The organism is Sphingomonas sp. RIT328, assembly GCF_000632225.1.
GTDB lineage: Bacteria > Pseudomonadota > Alphaproteobacteria > Sphingomonadales > Sphingomonadaceae > Sphingomonas > Sphingomonas kyungheensis.
The window spans coordinates 106,282-126,770 of the sequence record NZ_JFYV01000023.1 but is presented as its reverse complement, the minus strand read 5'-3'; the positions used below and the strand labels follow the sequence as shown (position 1 = coordinate 126,770).

Sequence of the window (20,489 nt, the reverse complement as noted above, 5' to 3'; positions counted from 1 at the left end):
TCCGGTTAACCCAGCGAATCCGATAATAGGAGGGGTAGGCATGGGCTGGCTGCGGGTGTGCGCTCTGGCGCTGGTATCGACGGTGGCGGTCTCCGCATCGACAGGCCTTTGCCAAGGCCGCGATTTGCCCGGCTCCAATCCGATCATCCGCGACACATTCCTTGCCGACCCAGCGCCGCTCGTCGTCGGCGACACCCTGTATCTCTACGTCGATCACGACGAGGCCAGGGATGGTGAGATGTTCAACATGCGGGAATGGATGGTCTATTCGACCACCGACATGAAGACGTGGAAGGCGTATCCGCCGATCCTGAACATCGCCGATCTGACATGGGCCAAGAAGGACGCTTGGGCGCCGCAGGCCGTTCAGAAGAACGGCAAGTTCTACCTTTACGTGCCGGCCGAGCATGATGATACGCACCCCGGCAAGGCCATAGGCGTCGCGGTGTCGGACAGCCCGACGGGGCCGTTCAAGGACGCGCGCGGATCAGCGCTGATCACCAACGAGATGACGCCCAAGGGTGAGCATAGCTGGGAGGATATCGATCCTACCGTGCTCACCGACCGCGATGGTACGTCGTGGATCGCGTGGGGCAACCGGCAGTGCTACATCGCCAAGCTCAAGCCCAACATGATCGAGCTGGACGGCCCGATCACCGAAATCACGCCGCCCCATTATGTCGAGGGGCCGTGGCTGCATCGACGCGGGGACCTTTATTACCTCACCTATGCCTCGATGGATCCGACGGGCAAGGATCGCAACGAGCGAGTTGCTTATGCCACCGCGCCGAGCATTCAGGGTCCGTGGACATATCGGGGAGAGCTGACCGGATCGGCGGCCAATAGCTTTACGATCCACCCCGGCATTGCCGAATTCAAGGGGCAATCGTACCTGTTCCTGCACAATGCATCGCTGACGATCGGTGACCAGAAAGGCGCATTGGGGCGGCGGGCGATCACGGTCGAGCATCTCCGCTACAATCCTGATGGTACCATGAAACCGGTGATCCAGACCCAAGCCGGTGTGTCGGTGCCGCCCGCCGAATAAGGACGGTAAGGACCTCTCGCCTGTCGAAGCCACAACCGCGAAGACCAGCCTGAGATTTGGCGGCGCGCGTATGACGGCGGCCGCTGAGCTAGCCTCGGCCGCTATTGCGTGCCCGCCGATCTGAGTCGAACGGCTGGCGTAGATTGGGGCAGGGAAGCGGCATGGAATGACCGCATCTGGGGCGTCGACACGAAGGAAAGTCGCAGCAGGCGCCTGGTGCAGTCCGCCTGCGGCGAATGTAACTATGCCGTCAGCACCAATAGGGTGTCGAGGCCGCAGGTCGCTAGTTTTTCAGGCAGGAAATTCGCCGACGCCCACCCGCGGCCGGGCGGCTGCGACTGTCCCGCTTCATTCCTGCCACGGTTGATCTGCAATAAGGTGACGGAACCGGTAAAGTCCTGCCCTATCCGCTTCACATATCGAGACGAAGTGACGCCCGCACCATTCGTGGCGCGCCGGGATAGATCCACAAGGCGCTGTACGAACTGGCGGAATAGCGTTGATCGAGCAGATTGTCGGCCTCGAGACGGAACCGAACCCCCTCGAATAGCGGCGCTTCGATCGCCGCCTTGATCTTCACGTATTGCGGTAGCAGCACCGGATTGGCGGTGAGCGATCCCGCCCGATTGCCGACATAAGCGGCGCCCCCGATCAGCTGCCAGTTGCCACGGGTGGTCGGAATGCGATGGACGACCAGCAATGTGCCCGCGTGCTCCGGCACGTTCAGGACGTCCGGTGTCGGAAACGTCGTGTCATCCGCCTTCGCATCGAGCCAGGCGTAATTGGCCACGATCTGCCAGCGATCGCCGAGCCGCGCTGACGCGTCGAATTCGATACCGCGGCTGACGATGCTACCGACGGGTGCAAGGAAGTTCGCATCAACAGGATCGGTCGTCAGGATGTCCTGCTTACGGATGTCGAACCATGTTGCCGCCAGATCGACACCCGGCAGCTTGGCCGCCACCCCGACCTCGTAGCCGCGACCCGTTTCCGGGCCGAAGCCCGCGCCGTTGCGATCCGTACCGGTGTTCAGCGCAAAGTTCTCACCCCAATTGGCGTGCACCGCGATTACGTCCGTGACGCGGTAGCGCACCCCGGCGCGGACGTGGACGGGCTCGTCGATGTTGCGGCCGACGCCGCCTGTGTTGTTGTTGACGATCGTCTGCCGGTACGGATCGATCCGTGCGCCGCCGACCAGCGTCAGCCGATCGGTGACGTCCCACATGTCCTGTATGTAGACTGTGCCTGCCCAGCGGCTCTCGTCGTTGTTGGTGAAGGGCCGCAATGGGGCTGCCACCGATCCATAGACCGGATTGTAGAGGTCGATCGCGTAAGGAACGGCAGCCGAGGGGTTGATGCGCAGCCAGCGTTCGCCGTAGAAAAAGCGATAGCCCTTTACGCCCGCGCTGACCCGGTGCCGCCCGATCTGTCCGGCGAGCTCCAGGCGTGCTGACAGATCGTCGACACTGAAGTCACGCGATCGGCGCTGGCGCCACAAGGCGTTGCCGACGATGCGCGACTGGTCGGCTGACAGGCCCTTCAGCGTTCCCGTCCGCCAGACCACACCGCCCTTCAGCGTCCAGCCACCACCGAGCTCCGCCAGACCGGTCACCTGGTGCTGGTCCTGTCGGGATTTGGTGGTGCCGTTCGATGGTTCGCCGTAGTAATTCGAGCGGGGCAAGGCGTTGGCATCGCCGTTGATCGCCGGAATGCCGCGGTCGAACGGCGTGTCGTATCGGCTGAACTCACCGGTATAGGTGAGGCGTAGCGCTTCACTCGGCTGCCAGGTCAGTGACGGCGAGACAACGCGCCGGCGCAGCGGGACGGCATCGCGCCATCCATCGCTATCCTCGCCTGCGACGACGATCCGGGCAGCCACGGTCTCGGTTAATGGGCCGGTGGCGTCGAGCTCGACACGCCGCGTATGGAACGCGCCATAACTGACCATCGCATCGGCATGCGGCGTGAAACGGGGCACCTTGGTCACGATGTTGACCCGGCCGCCGGGATCGACATCTCCGAACAAGGCACCCGCTGGGCCTTTCAGGACCTCGACCCGTTCGGTCGTCGCAGGGTCGCGCGGCGGGGCCATGCCGCGATTGGCGAGGAAGCCGTTCAGATAATATTCCGCGCCCCCGTCCGGGGTGCCGAGAAACCCGCGGACCGCGAAATTGTCGATGACCCCGCCACGGTTGTTCTGTTGGCTGAAACCGCTGACGAGTTCGAGGGCGTCGCTCAGCCGGTACGTTCCTGCCGCATCCAGGATGTCGCGTTCGATCGATCGGCTCGACTGTGACATGCGTTCGGTGACGCGATCCGACGATAGCGCACGATCGGCGGTGTCACGGGTGCCTAGCACGACGATTTCGTCCTCGTCGTCTCGTCCGGACGTCTCCTGCGCGTCCGCAGAGAGCGGCGCGACGCCGAGCGCGAGGGTGCAGGCAAAGGCAGAGGTATGCAGTCGTGGACGAAGGAACCTGAAGGACATTGTTGCTCCGGAATGCGGCACCTGCATGCGCTACTCGGCATGCGTAATGTTGCAACATATCATCATGCTTGCATGCTGCAATGCGCTAATTCCTGCCTATCGGCAACGGCTGCGTCTGACAGCGGCTTGCATCAAGCAGATCTGACGGCGCCGTTGTGCAGTACATCAGATCGGCCATCTCGTTCCGCTCGCCCAATTGGGAGAGCGTCGGCAGCGTGTTCCGTTTGTTCCGGCGCTTGTGACCCGAGGGGCAAAAAGGCCTCTGCGGCAAAGACATTTGCCTGGCCCGCAGCGCCGAGCGATATAGTGCCACACCTAAAGGGGAGGGCAAAATGCCACAGACGACAAGGCGCGGCGTAGTTGCCGGCATGGCAGCGGTCGGTGCTAGCGTTATCGTCAAACCGGCGTTTGCGATGGACAATGCCGATCCCGACTTTGGGCCGAATGTCCTGCTCGTCGACCCCGGCGCGCCAGACGCACAGGCGACGATCGCCCGCTGGTTCGGTGAGCAGGAGCGGGCCCATTTCACTGACCGACGCCGCGCCATCTTGCTGAAACCGGGTAACCATCACCTCGACATCAACGTCGGTTTCTTCACGCAGGTCGCCGGGCTGGGCACCACGCCAGGCGACGTAACCGTGACCGGCCATGTTCATGCCGAGGCGGACTGGGCAAACGGCATGGCGCTGGTCAATTTCTGGCGCGGGGCGGAAAATCTCACTGTGCGGCCGCCTGATGGCAAGGATCGCTGGGCTGTGTCGCAGGCGGCGCCCTATCGCCGCATCCATCTCGCCGGCGATCTGGCGTTGGACGACGGCGGTTGGTCGAGCGGCGGCTTCATGGCGGACTGCTGCGTCGACGGCACGATCCGATCCGGTACGCAGCAGCAGTGGTTCACCCGGACCAGCCGCATCGACGGCTGGCAGGGGTCGAACTGGAACATGATGTTCATGGGCGTCCCGGGCGCGCCGGCGACAAGCTTTCCTGCGCCGCCCTACACGACGCTGCAGACCGTGCCGGTAATCCGCGAAAAGCCGTTCCTGTGCGTCGGTGCGGACGGCGCGTGGAGCATATTCGTCCCGGCGCTGCGCCGCGATGCGGCGGGCGTATCGTGGGATGGAACGCCGGGCGGCCGCCACGTGCCGCTGCGCGACGTGCTGATCGCCGATCCGGCGACACCGGTGGCGACGATCAATCGCGCACTTGCCGCGGGGCGCCATCTGGTATTGACGCCGGGCGTGTACCGGCTGCGCCAGCCACTGCGGGTGACGCGAGCCGACACGGTGATCCTTGGACTGGGACTGGCAACCCTGCTCGCCGAGGGCGGCACGGCGGCGCTCACCGTGGCCGACGTGCCTGGGGTGACGATTGCCGGGCTGCTGATCGACGCCGGACCGCGGAACTCGCCTGTGCTGATGCAGATCGGGCCGCGTGGGGCGGATGGCGACCACGGCGACCGTCCAACTTTGCTGGCCGACCTGTTCTTCCGTGTTGGCGGAGCCGCTATCGGCAATGCCGGCACCTGCCTGGAGATCAACAGCCATCATGTCATCGGCGATCACCTGTGGATCTGGCGCGCCGATCACGGCGATCGCGACGGCGGGCGGGTCCATGTCGGCTGGGACGAGAGCCGAGCGACGCACGGCCTGGTCGTCAACGGCGACCACGTCACCTGCTACGGGCTGTTCGTCGAGCATTTCCAGGGCTGGCAGACGCTGTGGAACGGCGAGGATGGGCGGGTCTTCTTCTACCAAAACGAATTGCCGTACGATCCTCCCAGCCAGCGCGGCTGGCGCGCGGACTCGCCACGGGGCTGGGCGGCCTACAAGGTCGCTGACCACGTCCGTCGGCACGAGGCGGTAGGAATGGGCATCTACGCCAATTTCACCGCCGATCCTTCGATCGTGCTCGCCAGCGCGGTCGAGGTGCCGGATGTGTCTGGCGTACGTGTGTCAGATGTGACGACAATCTCACTCGGCGGCGGCAAGGGGACGATCGCGCATCTGGTCAACGGGGCGGGGGAGGCGGCCCGTCCGGGCAGCACGCGCCAGACGCTGATCCGTTATGGCGGCGGGGCCTAACCCCGGTGGATGCGGCTAGCCGATCGACAAGAAGGCGGTGACGGTAAGGCGGCCAAGGGCGGGATCGGGCGACAGGATCGCATCGGCAGCGATTGCGCCGCTGTGCAACAGCTGACTGCGATAGAGGATGGCACGGTTGTAGCGGCCCTCCGCCCCGCCGATCCGCTCGAACAGCGGGGTGTCGTCGAGAATATAGCCCTCCGGCGGAATCGCAGCGACCTCGTCCTGCAATCGGCCGAAGAACACGGGCGCGCGGGTGTCGTCGATCGTTTCAAAACCGGTGGTGCGGTGGCGGAAGAAGGCGGTGCCGTCGCGATGGGCGGGTGACAGATAGTGAACCATCGCTATTCGGTCACGGCCATAGGCGTCCACGTGCGGCACGCGCTGACGGATGTCGAGCGCGTCTGGCCGAGCGGTGACGATCGAGAAACTGGCGTCGACCACGCTGATCTGACGGTGAGGCCCGAACCGGCGGCCCAGTGACTCAGCGATCACCGGGAATTGATCGCGGAAATACCCGTCCGGCAACGGTGCCCGCAGGCCGGGGTAATGATGACCGGCGGGTTCGAAGGCAGCCGCTACGGCGGCCTGACGCAAGCTGTCGGGATGAGTCGCGAAGTCGTCGATCACGACCAGCGGCTCCCCTTCTTGCCCGAGCCGCTGCACAGAGATGGCAGGGCGCTTCACGCCAGCGATCTCGGGGCCGCGGTGGAGGCGCGGATCGTCAGTGTCGCGGGCACGATGATCGGCTCAGCGGCCTCGGGAGCCGGATCGCCGATCACACGTTTCACCGCGCATGCCGTCAGCTCCGCGATCGGCTGGACGATCGCGGTTAGTGGCGGAGCGACGAAGCGGACGATCGGCGTGTCGTCGAAGCTGAGGATCGACAGGTCGCCGGGTACGTCGAGCCCGCGTTCGCGCGCCAATTCCAGCGTCGCCAGCGTCATCTGGTCGCTGCACGCTATGATCGCAGTCGGCGGCACCGCGCCGTCGAGCAACGCCGCGGCTGCCGCCCGACCGGAGGCAAAGCCGAAATCGCCGACGGCAAGAAGGTCGTCGGTGGGCAGCCCGGCGTCCGCCATCGCCGCGAGCCAACCCTCGGTGCGCCAGCCGCTCAATTCATAATCGTCCGGACCGGCGATGAAGCCAATGCACCGGTGGCCGAGCGCGATCAGATGCTCGGTGGCGAGCCGCGCCGCCCCCGCCTCGTCCATCGCCACGGCAAAGCCGGGTCCGGCGATCCGCGAGCCGATCCGGGCAAAGGCGATGCGATGCTCCTCGAGCAGGCAGGTAATCAGCGTATTTTCGGAATGCGGCGGGGTCAGGATGACGCCATCGGGCCGGATGGCGGCGATCGCAGCGCGTAGCTCGCGCTCGATATGGTCGCTGTGCGTGTCGACGAGCTCGACGATCATCCGATAGCCGTGCTCGGCACAGGTCAGCAGACCGCCGAGCAGCATCTGGTCGACCCAGTCAGTGCCTTGGCGATCGCGCCATCCGGCGATGGTCCGCTCGCGGTCGTTGAGCGCAACGATCAGATAGGAGCGCGATCCCGCCATCCGCTGCGCGGCGATCGACGGCACGTAGCCGAGCCGCTCGATGGATGCCTTCACCCTGGCCAACATTTCCGGCCGGACGCTCGGCTCCTTGTTGATGACGCGACTCACCGTCTGAAGCGATACGCCCGCATCCGCCGCAACGTGACGGATGGTGACCGCTTGCCGACGCCGCGCCATCAGGTCGGCGCCGCGCCGCAATAGCGCGACACATAGTCGCTGTGCGCCGGAAGGCCGCGCACCGTCGTCGCGACCCCCTGGCGCAAGCCGGAGAGGAAACGGTCAAGCTCCTCGTCGGGCAGCTTGGCGGCGATCGGATGACGCGCTGCGGGGGTGATGCCCTGACCGAGCATCACCTGGATCCAGCTGTTCTCCGCGAACAATTCGTCGTTGCGGCGGAAGACGCGCCCGGTCTCGCGGAACAGGCCGATCTTCTGCGCAAGACTGTCGGGGATATCCATTGCTGCGCACTGACGCCAGAACGGCGAATCCCGCCGCTCGGTGACCTTGTAATGGAGGATCAGGAAATCGCGGATCTGATCCATGTCGGTCAGCTGCTGATCGTTGAATTCGGCGATGTCGTGCGGCGAGATCGCGCCGGCCGCCGGCAGCAGCCGGATCAGGCGCAGGATCGCCCGTTGGATCAGGTGGATGCTGGTCGATTCCAGCGGCTCCATGAAACCGCCAGCGAGCCCGATGGCGACGCAGTTGCGATGCCACTGCTTGCGCCGCGCACCGGTGACGAAGCGCAGCATGTTGGGCTCGGTCAGCACCTTGCCCTCGACATTGCCGAGCAGTCGGTCGAGCGCCGCCTCCCGCGTCAGATACCGGCTGCAATAGACGATGCCGTTGCCGACGCGATGCTGCAGCGGGATCCGCCACTGCCAGCCGGCATCGTGCGCCATCGCGCGGGTATAGGGCACCGGTGGCCGTACGCTCTCGGTCTGCACTGCGATCGCGCTGTCACAAGGCAGCCAGTGCGTCCAGTCGTCGTAGCCGACATGGAGCGCCTGTTCGATCAGCAGCGCGCGAAAGCCGGTGCAGTCGACGAACAGGTCGCCCTCGACCCGGCTGCCGTCGTCGAGCACCAGCGCGGCGATGTCGCCGCTTTCGCCGTCGAGGTCGACGCGGGCAATCCTGCCCTCGATCCGGCGGGCGCCGTCGCTTTCCGCCATGCGGCGCAGAAACCGGCCGTAGAGCGTCGAATCGAGCTGATAGGCGTAGCTCAACCGGTCGTCGGGCAGATGGGCGAATTTGCTCTCGCGCGCCGCGATCAGTTCCAGACAGTAATCGTCGTAGGATTGCTGGTGGCCGCGCGCCTGCCCCTCCAACCAAAAATGCTGGAAGCCGGCGGCCCAATGGTCCTTGCCGGTCAGGCCGAAGGCGTGAAAATAGCTGTCGTCGGGACCTTTCCAGCCGTCGAACTGGATGCCCAGCTTGAACGTCGCTTGGGTCGCCGCCATGAATTCGGCCTCGGTGATGCCGAGCAGGCGATTGAAGGTGATCAGCGGCGGAATCGTCGATTCGCCGACGCCGACGGTGCCGATCGTGTCGGATTCCACCAGCGTGACGGCGGCAGTACGGCCGAGCGTGCGGGTCAGCGCGGCGGCGGTCATCCATCCAGCGGTGCCGCCACCTGCGACGACGATACGGCGCGGCATCGGCGCAGTCATCGGCTGAGCGCCCGCAACAGATAGCTGCGCAACCGGCTCGCCAATTCGGGTGTCATCGGGTCAAGCACGCCGCGGCCGCCCTCGGGCACATGCGCGGTGACCTGATCGTCGTTCTGGAAAACGTAGTAATCGAACATGTCCCGCCAATGCGCCTTCTGATCTGGAGGCAGGTCACGGATCGCCATCAGCGCGTGGTTGAGCGCCTCCTGCGGCTGGCCGAGCCAGCGCGGCGTCTCGCGCCACCAGTAATTGACCAGCACATTGAAGTCCTCCAGGCCTTCGACGTGGTGCCACCACAGGGCCGGAATGTAGAGCGCGTCGCCGGGCGCCATCTCGACCGTAAGGCCATGCGCCATCGCCTCGGCGAAGCGCGGATGGCGCGCGAGGTCGGGCGCGTGGAAGTCGACCATGCTGATCGCGCGGCCCGCCGGCGTGTTGTCGACCGGGCCGAGGTAGAGGTTGCGAAACTGTTCGCGCGGAAACAGTGTGAAGCGGCGGCGACCGGCGGCGACGACCGCGAGATTGTTGGGCACGTCGTTGTGCGCGGCGATGCGGGTGCGCGTGCCGATCCAGATGCTGGCGAGCGGTTCGCGGTCTCCGAGGTCGATGTGGTTGGCGGCGTGGAGACCGTCGAAATACTGGTGGACGTCGATCGAGGCGAGATAGACCGTCGGCGCCTGCGGCTGGCCGGCGAAGGCGGCGATGCGTGCAAAAATGTCGGGCAGCTTCGCGTCGAAGGTGCGGAAGTTCATCGCCATCGCATCGTCGTAGAACAGCCGTCCGCCACTGCCCGGCTGGCCGACCGAGACGGTGAACGGCCGGTCGCGGTGATGGCGCAGCAGATAGTCGCGGGCGGCGTCGGCGGACTCGAGTCCCGCCCTGACCAGTGGCCAGTGAGCGGCGAGGCCGCGGATCACGAACGGCGCGTCCGCGCCGCGCAATCGGGCGTCAAGCGCCGCGGCGTCGGCGACCTGCTCCTCCGGTACGCGGGCGAGGCCCGCCAGAGGGCCGGGATCGGCCTCAGCCACGCGCCAGTTGCCGGTTACGACGCGCGACGAGATCGCCGATATGAGCGAGCGAAGCGATCGCCATGTAGATCGGGAGAAGATGCTGATCGGCATTCAGCTCCGCGAACGCTGCGCCATCAAGCGACGCGAGACGATCTTCGTTGATAATGTGGAACCCGACGAGCCGATTGGTCGAGCCGTCGTCCAAGGTCACTTCCAGCGTGAATGGCTCCAGCAGGTCGTAGCGCTGCAAGGCCTCGAAGAAGTCCGCCGATGCACGATAGCCCTCATCAAGCGCGCCGAGCTGTTCGGCCACGCGCTCCAGATAGGGCGTCGGCTGACCCGTTTCGTCGAAGATGCGGTCGCCGGTGCCATCGGCGGCAATTCGTGGCGAAGCGAGATCGATGTGCACCTGCTTGGCAGCGTCGTCGTCCGGACCGCCGCCGATCAGGAACGGCTGGACGTCCATGGCCAGCGGCCGATAGCCCGCGTCCCACGTGCCGGCGTCGAGAAACAAATTCTCGCCGTTTTCGAAGCCGAACATGGCGAGCGCGGTATAGCGGTCGCGGGCGTCGTTGAGACGGAATAGAATGGGATAGGCGCTCTGCACCGCCCGGAATTCGGTCGGGACGGTGATGCAGCACATCTGCCCGTCGCCGAGCGCGCGGTCGCGCGCGCTATTGATGCGCAGATCGCGATGCGCCTCCACGGTAAGGATCGCGTGCTGGCTGGTCATCGAAGGTCTCGCCGGTAAATGTCCACGAAGAACATGGCCGCAAGGCCTGCCGCGCCCCGGGAAAAAAAGCCAGCCTTCTCTGACGAGGAGGCTGGCAGGGGATGGGCAGGATCAGAAGGTGAAGCGAACGCCAGCCGAATAGCGGGCATCCTGCTTGTTGACGAAATTGACATTACGGTCGGATCGCAAGTGACCGCTGCGGTTCTCGCCCAGGATATTGATGCCCTCGACAAACACCGCGACCATTGGCGTGATCGCATAACTCGCGCTGCCGTCGAGCTGGCCGTACGTATTGACGTAATAGGGATTGGTGCCGGAGCCTGACAGATATCCCTTGCGCCAATTATACGCCGCGCGGGCATTGATGCCATATTTGTCGAAGAACAATACGGCATTGGCGCTGTCCGACAATCCCGTGATCGCAAACTGCGGGATGCTTGACGGCAGCAGGTTGTTGTAGTCGCGATTGCCGTTGACGATCGTGTAATTCAGGATCGTGCCGAAGCCGGTGTTCCAGAAATTGTGCTGGATCGCGAATTCAAACCCGTTGACGGCCGCGGTCTGGCTGCTGTTGAACGGCGTCGTGATGATGAAATTGACCGACGGATCACCGGGGCTGGCGAGCAATGCGCCGTTCTTGCCGACATATTGCGGGAAGTTCGCCGCATAGTAATTCTGGATGAAGGCGAAGGTCCCGTCATAGCCCGGCGCATTGATCGCCGCCTGATAGCGAGGACCATTCGTCGTCACGCCGTTCAGCGTCGTGGTCGGCGCGGTGACTCCCGGAATGATCGTGTTGATCTGCGTAGAGCCGATATAGTTGGCGACGTCCTTATGGAAGTAGCCGACCGAGATATAGTCTTCCTTGCCGTAATACCATTCCGCCGACAGGTCGATGTTCTTGGACTTGTAGGGGATCAGGTTCGGATTGCCGACGCGCCCGGTGCCGCCGCCAACGCGGAACAACTGGTCGATGTTTCGACCGCCCTGCAGGCTGCCGTAATCCGCACGGGTGATCGTGTGGCTGTAAGACGCGCGGAGCTTGACGTTGCGAAGCGGCGCGATGTCGACGTCGACCGATGGCAGCCAGTTGTTGTAGCTGCCCTTAAAGGTGGTGAAGCCACTGCCCGAATAGATGACGTTGAATTCGTTCTGCGAATTCTGCTGGCCGCCGGTCGGAGTCGGCACCAGTGCGCTCGCCGAAACGTCCGTGTTCTCGTACCGGATGCCGGCGATGAAGTGGCCGGTGCCGGCGAGCAGGTCGAACTTGCCGTTGAACTGGAAGTAGGGCGCCACGGTCTTCTCGCGGATCCGCGAGTCGGTCGTGTAGGGCAGCAGGCACTGCAGGTTGCCGCCGCAGGTGCCATAGGCCTTGTCGGTCAGCGCCAGTGCGGTCGGCAGGTCGAACGTAAAGAACGACTGGATGATATTGGGATCGTTGCTGCCGCTGATACCAGAGAATTTGTCTGGGATGCTGGTCAGCGTAAAGATGTTGTCGGGGAGCAGGGCCGCCGCGGCAGCGCGCTGCGCCGGCGTGCTGCCACCGGCACCGCCCCAGGTGTCGTTCTGGAGCACGCTGTACGCCGAGCGCACCTTGTTGTCGGTGTATTCGAAACCCCAGTCCAGGCTGTCCATGAAGCCCTGATTGTGGTCGTAATGGCCGCGGATCATGACCTGGTTGATCTCGTCGCGGAAATAGGAATTGCGGAAGGCGTTGCCGGTCGGGACGATGTTTGCCGCGTTAAGCGCGTCGACGCCCGGATACATATTGTACGAGATGACCGGCAGGTCTTTGTCGAAGTTCAGCGTCTGGTTCTGGATGCCGAAGATCGCGGTGCCGAACGAGTTGCTGTTGCCGTAGGGGCTGTCCGGCTTGGACACCGCGGTCGAGTGGTGGGCGTCCAGCGTCATCGTAACGCCGCCCGGAGCCTGCCAGGTCAGATTGCCGCCGAGCGACTTGTTTTCGCTACGCGTCGCAGTCTGCGACACCGAATAGGCGAGATCCTTTGCCTCCGCCGCGGTGAACCGCTCGGTGTAGAAGGACGGGCCGGCGACCGGGCCGTCGGTCCATGCGCTCAGCGTGTCGTTGTGATTGTACCAGATGCCGACGCTATTGTCGCGGACGTCGATCGTGTTGCGCGAATACGTATAGTCGATCGTTGCGGTCAGGCTGTCGATCGGACGGAATTGCAGCACGGCCTGGCCGTTGATGCGTTCGCGACGGCCGTTGACGACATCGTAACCGCCGTTCTGCGGGACCTGATAGACGTCGGTCGCCGTCGGCCGGTTGGTGATGTTGGCGTAGCGCGGATCGCCAGGCTGGGCGAGCGAGCCCCAATTGTTCTCGTTGCCAAGATAGCCGTCGCGCCATCCGATGTTCGCCGAATTCGCGCTGAAGTTGCGACGCTGATAGGCGCCGGTAACGAGGATGCCGATCCGGTCGTCGGCGAAGGTGTCGGAGAAGATGCCCGACACTTCCGGTGTGATGTCCTTGTGGCCGTTCTGCGACGTATCGACGACGCCGCGGGCGGAAATCGAGCCGCGCAGCCCCGTCTTGTCGAAGGGGCGGGGGGTGCGGATGTTGATCACCGAGCCGATGCCGCCCGACGGCACGGTGGCGCGGCCCGACTTGTACACCTCGAGCGAGGCGACGCCTTCGGAGGCGAGGTTCGCGAAGTCGAACGAACGCGACGCCGGCGCGCTGTTGCCGTCGCCGATCGTCGAGGTCGGCATCTGCCGCCCGTTGAGCGTGACGAGATTGTATTCCGGACCGAAGCCGCGAACGGTGACGAACTGGCCTTCGCCGCTGGCGTTGCGGTCGATCGACACGCCGGTGATGCGCTGCAGCGATTCGGCGAGGTTGGTGTCAGGGAATTTGCCCATGTCTTCGGCGCTGATCGCGTCGACGATACCCTGCGCGTTGCGCTTCAGGTCGATCGACTCGCGCAAGCTGGCGCGGATGCCGGTAACGACGATGTCACCGTCGCCCTGGCCGACGTCGCCGCTCGCCGCAGGTGCCGGATCGGTCTGTGCGGGGCCGGGCTGACCCATCGTGGCGGAAGCATCCTGCGCCGCAGCGGCGGCCGGCAGGATAAAGGCGACGGTGGAAACGCCGATGGCAAATTGCGAAAGCAGGCGAGCACGAACGCTACGCATGATAATCCTCCCCGATAACGACGACGCGGCTGGACCGCTCTTGTTGATAACGTTCACTTGTGCGAAGCGATCAGGGCTGTCAAGTGAGCCAAAGCATTGAAAAAGCGATGACGTGAACGTTCACCGGATTTGCTGTTCAATTCCGCAGAATCGTGGCCTGAAGGACACACCGGGGCCAAGGGGAGGATTTATGACGACGACGCACATCGCCCGCTGGGCATCGCTGGCGACGCTGGCCGTCGCCATCGCCACGACCGCCACCGCGCGACCGCCGCGTGCCGCACCGACGGTTCGCGACGGCGGCGGCAGCGCGGCGCGTGCACGCGCCGACGCGCTGGTCGCGAAGATGACGCTGGATGAGAAGATCGCCTTCCTGCACGGCCTGTTCCCGCCGATGGCAGCGGGCAAGACCGGCAACGAGCTGATTCCGTCTGCCGGCCATATCGACGGCCTCGCGCGGCTCGGCATCCCGCTGGTGCGCGAAAGCGATGCGTCGCTTGGCGTCGCCAACCAGGTCGAACAGCGCAAGGGTGACGTCGCCACCGCGCTGCCCTCGGGTCTGGCGACCGCGGCCAGCTTCGATCCTGCGATCGCCCGCGCCGGCGGCACGATGATCGGCGCCGAGGCGCGAGACAAGCGCTTCAACGTATTGCTTGCTGGCGGCGTCAATCTGACCCGCGATCCCTGGAACGGCCGGAATTTCGAATATCTCGGCGAGGATCCGCTGCTCGCCGGCATGCTGGCCGGCGCCCATATCGCCGGCGTCCAGTCGAACCGCATCGTCTCGACCGTCAAGCATTTCGCGCTCAACAGCCAGGAGACGGGCCGTATGGTCGTCGACGCGCGGATCGGCGAGGCGGCGCTCCGGATGAGCGACCTGCTCGCCTTCGAGATCGCGATCGAGCAGGGCAAGCCCGGTTCCGTGATGTGCGCCTATAACAAGGTCAACGGCGACTGGGCGTGCGAGAACAAGCACTTGCTCACGGACGTGCTGAAGCGCGACTGGGGCTATCGCGGCTGGGTGATGAGTGACTGGGGTGCTGTCCATTCAACCGCCAAGGCCGCCAATGCCGGGCTCGACCAGCAATCGGGGCAGGAGCTCGACAAGGCGCTGTATTTCGCCGAGCCGCTGAAGGCTGCGGTGGAAAAGGGCGAGGTGCCGATGGCGCGGATCGACGATATGGTGGCGCGCTACCTGACCGGGCTGATCGAGACCGGCGCGTTCGGCGATACTGTGCCGGCAAAGGCGGTGACGCCCGACTATGCCGCGCATGCCGAGGTGGCGCAGCGCGCTGCGGAGGCGGGCATCGTCCTGCTCAAGAACGACGGCGACCTCCTGCCGATCGCGCGGGTCGCGAAGCGCATCGTCGTGATCGGCGGCAATGCCGATGTCGGCGTATTGTCGGGCGGCGGATCGTCACAGGTCCGATCGGTTGGCGGTGCGCCGGTTGAGATCCCGCTCGCCACCGGCGGGTCGGCGTCGTTCGCGCGCATCACCTATCACGCCTCGTCGCCGCTGCTCGCGCTTCGCAAGGCTCTGCCCGGCGTGCGGGTCGACTGGGTCGACGGCCGCAGCCTCAACGCCACGGTCGAAGCGGCCAGGAATGCCGACCTCGCCATCGTCTTCGCGACGCAATGGACGACCGAGGCGGACGACGTGCCGAACCTGAATTTGCCCAATCAGCAGGATGCGCTGATCGCCGCGATTGCCGCGGCGCAGCCGCATACGGTGGCGGTGATGGAGACGGGTGGCCCGGTGCTGATGCCGTGGCTCGACAAGGTGCCGGCGGTGGTCCAGGCTTGGTATCCCGGCCAGCGCGGCGGCGAGGCGATCGCCGCGATCCTGACCGGTGCGGTCAATCCGTCGGGGCGGCTGCCGATCACCTTCCCCGCCGACGCCTCGCAGCCGCCACGCCCGCATCCCGTTGGGCTCGACCGGCTGAGCGGGCTGGAGGCGGCTGCGGCGGCCAATCCGGCGGCTGCGTCGGCCCATGTGCTGCAGAGCTTCCCGGTCGACTATGTCGAGGGTTCTGACGTTGGCTATCGCTGGTACGAAAAGAGAGGGCTGAAGCCGCTGTTCCCTTTCGGCCACGGCCTTTCCTACACCCATTTCTCCTATCGCAACCCGGTGGCGAAAGGCGGCCGCACATTGAGCGTAACGTTCGACGTCACGAATACCGGCGACCGCGACGGTATCGACGTGCCGCAGATGTACGTCGGGCGTGAGGAGGGGGGCGCTCCGCTGCGTCTCGGCGCCTTTACCCGGATCGCACTGAAGCGCGGCGAGACCCGGCGAATTACGCTGACCGCTGAGCCGCGCGTCGTCGCTGATTACGACACCGCGTTGCCCGGCTGGCGGATTGGGGCTGGGCGTTATCGGGTCGCAGTGGGACAGGATGCCGCTGACCGAACGACGATGTTGAGCGCCACGTTGACCGCCCAAACCCTCAAGCCCTGATCCTTTCACAAACGTTTGGCATGCGCTGAGGCTTTTGGAAACATATGGCACGGAACCGGAAGGCACCATGACCTTCATCGCTTCGTATATTGCTCTTCCAGAAGCTAAGGCGCTTGTCCTCCCGCTAGAGCTGAAGCCTGTCTTCGGCGAATGACGGGGGTCCGCTCTATTCTGCATAACGCATAGGGAGGTGAGAAGTGTTCGCTATGCTTCCTGCTATTCGGCATCGACGGATGGCAGGGGCAGGTAAGTGGAAAATGGCTTGGATGTCCTCTTATGAGCTGGCAGCCCGAACCGTCAGTTGTGCTCGGTCAGACGACAGGCACTTGCAGGTGATCCGAAGAGGATAGGTGCGCATGCGCCGCAATCCGCCGAGCCGCGTCCGCATCAGACCGACAGCTCCGCCATTATCTCCTGTCCCCGCTACGATCGTCGCGCCACCGCATTTGTCTCCGCCATCGCTCCCGCTGCCGCCCTAAAGGCAGACGGCGTGCCGACGGCCTTGTGTGTCGGCTTTGTATCAAAAGGCCCGATGCGACCGGCAACGATGCAATAATCTTTACCATTCTTGTTCTAAGCCCCTGGCGACAGGGGGTTCAGACACGATGGCAGGGGCATTCCGGGGGGCGGCGCAGCTTGGCCGCAGGCTTTGGCGCGATCGTCGCGGTTCGGCGATCACGCTGATGGTGGTCGGGCTTATCCCGGGGATCGCGGCATTGGGCTCGGCCATCGATACCGGTCGCGTCTACATCGTGAAGTCCCAGTTGCAGGCCGGTGTCGACGCTGCCGCGCTGGCCGGTGCCCGCGCCTTCGCGGTCGCTGACACATCGCCGGCGGGGCGCGACGCTCAGGCGATGGCCTATTTCCGGGGAAATTTCACCGACGGCTATATGGGCACCACCGGACTGACCGTGACGCCGACGTTCACGGCGATCGACGGTCGCAACAATACGACGGTGCGGGCCAGTGCGATCGTGCCGATGTCGTTCATGCGCGCCTTCGGCTTCGACCGGCAAACCGTCACCGCCGTCGCGCGGGCGGAGATCCAGCCGCATCCGCTCGAGGTGATGATGGTGCTCGACAATACGGGCTCGCTCAAGGACAATCTGCCCCGCGACGCCAATGGCGTGGTCAAGACGCGCATCACCGCGCTCAAGGATGCGGCGAAGAGCTTTCTCGGCGTGCTCTATCAGGGCGGTACGGCGCGGCCCGATCTCGCGATGGGAATGGTGATGTATGATATCACCGTCAACGTCGGCAAATTGCTGCCGAACTGGCAGTCGCCGACCGTCATCCGGCAGCAGTTCGCCTTCAATGACCAGTATATGGCGCAATATGGCGGATCCTGGCCGGCCAATCATCTCGCCTGGAAGGGATGCGTCTTCGCCGATGACAGCGTCAAGGATCTCAACAGCACGCTGACCTATCGCGAGCCGGATGCCTGGGATATCGATCGGACCTTACCGGGGGAGGGCGGCCACCCACCGCTCTCACCCTATTTCATTCCGCCGATGTACGTCCCGCAGCTCGCGCAGGATAAGGCCACCGCCGCAGAGCGTGCCCTGAACACCGGCGGTTTCTACAAGGTCGCCGGCGTCGAGCCGAACAACAACCTGTACCGCCTCGACGCCACCTATGCCGACCCCATGCTCAACTACGACGCCTATAGTAACGATTTTCAGAACAACCCGTACCGGCGGTGGCTGTACATGATGTACATCGGACTGAACGACGGTGCCGGCAGTGCGGGCAACGACGTCATCACGCGCACCGATGGCAGTTATTATGATCCCGCGGTGGCACCGTGGAATTTCTCGACGCGCACGGGCACGCCCTTCAAGATCAATTACGGACGGATTCCGAACTTTTCCACCGACTGGAAGGTCGCAACCGAATATAGCGTCAATCCGCTCGGCGGCAGCGTCAACGACGGCACCAAAAACAGGACCGAATTCCCGTCCCCCAATTGGCAATGCCCCGAAGAGGCGCTGCCGGTCGCGTACGGGCGGGACCGCAGCGCCTATACGACGATGATCGACCAGAAGAATGCGGCCATCTATCCGGCCAACGGCACGCTGCACCATGCCGGCTTGCTGTGGGGCTATCGGCTGCTCGTCCGCGACGACGTCTTCCGGCGGACGAACCCGTCGCGGGAATCGCCGAAGCGGGCGCTGGTCTTCATGACCGATGGCGAGACGGCGCTCGGCACCTCGCAAAACGGCTATACCGACCGGACCTGGACCTTCTACGGCAATTACGCCGACAGTCCGATCTCGTCGACGCCGGGCGGATTGACCGGCCAGTCCGAACGGCGCTTCGCCAAGACCTGCGCATCGCTGCAGGCGGAGGCGAATCCGCCGACGGTCTACATCGTCGCGCTCACGACGACCGATGCGAATACGCTGAGCATGTTCGAGAAATGCGCTCCGGGGCATGTCTATCGCACCTCCGATGCGGCGACGTTGACGGCGGCTTTCAACGACATCGCGGCCGAACTCGTCGATCTCCACCTGGTGCAGTGATGATGCGACCTGTCCTTCGCGATGCCCGCGGCGTCACCGTCGTGGAGTTTGCCATCATCCTGCCGGCGATGCTGACGCTGATCTGCGGCACGATCGAAATGGGTCATATGATCCTGGCGCGGCAGGTGCTCGAGGGTGCCGTCGTCGACGCCGCGCGCAAGGCGACGGCCAGTCTGGAAACCGACGAGACGCGTCGTCGGGATATCATGACCGCCAGTATCACCCGATCCATGGCCGCCTTCGCCACCGCGCCCGGACAGACGATGGAGATCCAGACCAAAGTATATGCCGACTTCAGCTCGGCCTACCCCGAAACCTACACCGATCAGAACGGCAACGGGCGCTACGACGCCGGTGAACCGTATGTCGACCGCAACCGCAACGGCAAATGGGACGATACCACGGCGAAGACGGGGGCGCTCGGTGGCCCCGGCGACGTCGTGAGCTATACCGTGCGCTTTCCCAAGCGGCTTTTGTTCGGCTTCGTCGGTCGGTTCATCGGGCGGAGCGTCACGCTGCCGCTCAGCGTGACGACCGTCGTCCGCAACGAAGCCGTGGTGCGCGGTTGAACCGGATGCCGCTTGCGCAGCCATTGCGACGGCTCGCCGGCGACACGCGCGCCGTGTCGATCCTGGAATTCGCGCTGATGCTGCCGCTGTTCCTCGGTTTTGCGCTCACCGGGATCGAATTTGCCAATTACGTCATGGCGAACAACCGCGTGCAGCGGCTGGCGGCGATGAGCGCCGATCTCGTCGCGCAGAGCGGCACCGGCAAGATCGGCATCGGTGAGGGGCAGGTCTACGATCTGTTCAGCGCGATCGATCTTTCCGCGCAGCCGTTCGATCTGCGCCAGTTCGGCCGCATCGTCATCACCGGGGTCCAGGGGACCGATTCCGATAATGACGGCACGATCGAAAATCGCATCCTCTGGCAAAGGTTCGATGGCAATTTCGTCACACCGCCGATGCTGGGCTGCAATCAGTCGACGTCGATCGCGACCTTGCCGCAAAATCGCCAGCTGATCCGGGACGAGATCCTGTTCCACGTCCAGGTGAGTTACAAATATCAGCCGCTGTTCAGCAGTGTTCCGTTCACATGGTTGACCCTGCCGACCAGCTTCACCCGCAGCGCCATGTTCCGCGCGCGTAACAAGGATTTCACGACGCCGACGCCGGATAGCCGTTTCCCGCCGAAGAAGTATTGTACTTCTGCAACGGGGCTGTGAGCCGACGAGCATAACGTTCCGCGGCTCCTGGCGCGGGTCAGGCGGCCGTTCCTTGAATCCGGAACGGCGCGGTGCGGCAGACTCCCTACGCATCCTGACGGAAGCAGGAGTGATAGATGCGGTCGAGCAGGCTGCTGAGGACCTGAAGGTCGTCGGGGCTCAGCGCGTTGAGCACATCACGCTCGACGGTTTCGAGCTTCGCGAACAACCGGTCGAGCGCCGCTTCGCCATCACCGGTGACGTAGAGCGCGTGGCGTCGACGGTCCGCGGTCAACCGGCGGCGTTCGGCGAGGCGCAGGCGTTCGAGGTCGTCGATCACCGCCACCGCGGCGGACTTGTCCAGCCCGACTTCGCGCGCCAGCGTGCCCTGCGATACGCCGGGATTGGCCGCGATCACGGCCAGGGCCGAGAATTCACCGGGGCGCAGCCCGAGCGCGACGCTTTCCGCCGTGAACGCGCTGGACAGGTAGTTCTGGATGCGACGGAGCCGGAAACCTATGAAATTGTCGAGGCGGCCGAGCGACATCGGCTCTGTAGGC

Annotated in this window: 14 protein-coding genes; 6 read left to right on the top strand and 8 right to left on the bottom strand. The window is 64.5% G+C overall.

The features are described 5' to 3' along the window. The first annotated feature begins 40 nt into the window (after nt 1-40). Nucleotides 41-1,048 (top strand): glycoside hydrolase family 43 protein, encoded by a 1,008-nt coding sequence (locus tag BW41_RS11470; protein ID WP_037534538.1) that lies wholly within the window; start codon nt 41-43, stop codon nt 1,046-1,048. 412 nt (nt 1,049-1,460) lie between these two features. On the opposite strand, the gene BW41_RS11465 is transcribed toward BW41_RS11470, so the two are convergent. Continuing rightward, nucleotides 1,461-3,536, bottom strand: coding sequence for a TonB-dependent siderophore receptor (locus BW41_RS11465; RefSeq protein ID WP_051583452.1), 2,076 nt, complete (start codon nt 3,534-3,536; stop codon nt 1,461-1,463). 413 nt (nt 3,537-3,949) lie between these two features. Here BW41_RS11465 and BW41_RS11460 point away from each other — a divergent pair, with 413 nt between their 5' ends. Next, nucleotides 3,950-5,617 (top strand): hypothetical protein, encoded by a 1,668-nt coding sequence (locus tag BW41_RS11460; protein WP_051583451.1) that lies wholly within the window; start codon nt 3,950-3,952, stop codon nt 5,615-5,617. A gap of 15 nt (nt 5,618-5,632) precedes the next feature. Here the strand turns inward: BW41_RS11460 and BW41_RS11455 are convergent, their stop codons facing one another. The 6 genes from BW41_RS11455 to BW41_RS11430 all read right to left on the bottom strand — a co-directional run bounded on the left by BW41_RS11455 (nt 5,633) and on the right by BW41_RS11430 (nt 13,745). Then, nucleotides 5,633-6,304, bottom strand: a complete 672-nt coding sequence (locus BW41_RS11455) for a DUF6445 family protein (RefSeq protein ID WP_200870407.1) — start codon at nt 6,302-6,304, stop codon at nt 5,633-5,635. Then, entirely contained in the window at nt 6,301-7,353 is a 1,053-nt protein-coding gene (locus tag BW41_RS11450; protein ID WP_200870406.1) for a LacI family DNA-binding transcriptional regulator, read from the bottom strand. The genes BW41_RS11455 and BW41_RS11450 overlap by 4 nt, the downstream gene beginning before the upstream one ends. Then, nucleotides 7,353-8,846 carry a tryptophan halogenase family protein gene (locus BW41_RS11445; protein ID WP_037534531.1) on the bottom strand — a complete coding sequence of 498 codons (1,494 nt, stop codon included), beginning with the start codon at nt 8,844-8,846 and terminating at the stop codon, nt 7,353-7,355. The genes BW41_RS11450 and BW41_RS11445 overlap by 1 nt, the downstream gene beginning before the upstream one ends. Continuing rightward, a complete protein-coding gene (locus BW41_RS11440) occupies nt 8,843-9,874 on the bottom strand; it encodes a cupin-like domain-containing protein (RefSeq protein ID WP_037534530.1) in 1,032 nt (343 codons plus the stop codon). Before BW41_RS11440 ends, BW41_RS11445 begins: the two co-directional genes overlap by 4 nt. Beyond that, nucleotides 9,867-10,589, bottom strand: coding sequence for a SapC family protein (locus BW41_RS11435; protein WP_037534528.1), 723 nt, complete (start codon nt 10,587-10,589; stop codon nt 9,867-9,869). Before BW41_RS11435 ends, BW41_RS11440 begins: the two co-directional genes overlap by 8 nt. 111 nt (nt 10,590-10,700) lie before the next feature. Then, complete coding sequence (locus tag BW41_RS11430; protein WP_037534526.1) at nt 10,701-13,745, bottom strand: TonB-dependent receptor; 3,045 nt, start codon at nt 13,743-13,745, stop codon at nt 10,701-10,703. A gap of 190 nt (nt 13,746-13,935) precedes the next feature. Here BW41_RS11430 and BW41_RS11425 point away from each other — a divergent pair, with 190 nt between their 5' ends. The 4 genes from BW41_RS11425 to BW41_RS11410 all read left to right on the top strand — a co-directional run bounded on the left by BW41_RS11425 (nt 13,936) and on the right by BW41_RS11410 (nt 19,950). Beyond that, entirely contained in the window at nt 13,936-16,203 is a 2,268-nt protein-coding gene (locus tag BW41_RS11425) for a beta-glucosidase (protein ID WP_037534525.1), read from the top strand. 605 nt (nt 16,204-16,808) lie between these two features. Then, nucleotides 16,809-18,725, top strand: a complete 1,917-nt coding sequence (locus BW41_RS11420; protein ID WP_081793053.1) for a TadE/TadG family type IV pilus assembly protein — start codon at nt 16,809-16,811, stop codon at nt 18,723-18,725. Further along, complete coding sequence (locus tag BW41_RS11415; RefSeq protein WP_327195594.1) at nt 18,725-19,294, top strand: TadE/TadG family type IV pilus assembly protein; 570 nt, start codon at nt 18,725-18,727, stop codon at nt 19,292-19,294. Before BW41_RS11420 ends, BW41_RS11415 begins: the two co-directional genes overlap by 1 nt. Before the next feature lie 5 nt (nt 19,295-19,299). Further along, nucleotides 19,300-19,950, top strand: a complete 651-nt coding sequence (locus BW41_RS11410; protein ID WP_037534521.1) for a TadE/TadG family type IV pilus assembly protein — start codon at nt 19,300-19,302, stop codon at nt 19,948-19,950. 85 nt (nt 19,951-20,035) lie between these two features. Here BW41_RS11410 and BW41_RS11405 read toward each other — a convergent pair whose 3' ends face one another. Continuing rightward, nucleotides 20,036-20,476, bottom strand: coding sequence for a MarR family winged helix-turn-helix transcriptional regulator (locus BW41_RS11405; RefSeq protein WP_051583450.1), 441 nt, complete (start codon nt 20,474-20,476; stop codon nt 20,036-20,038). Nucleotides 20,477-20,489: the final 13 nt, after the last annotated feature.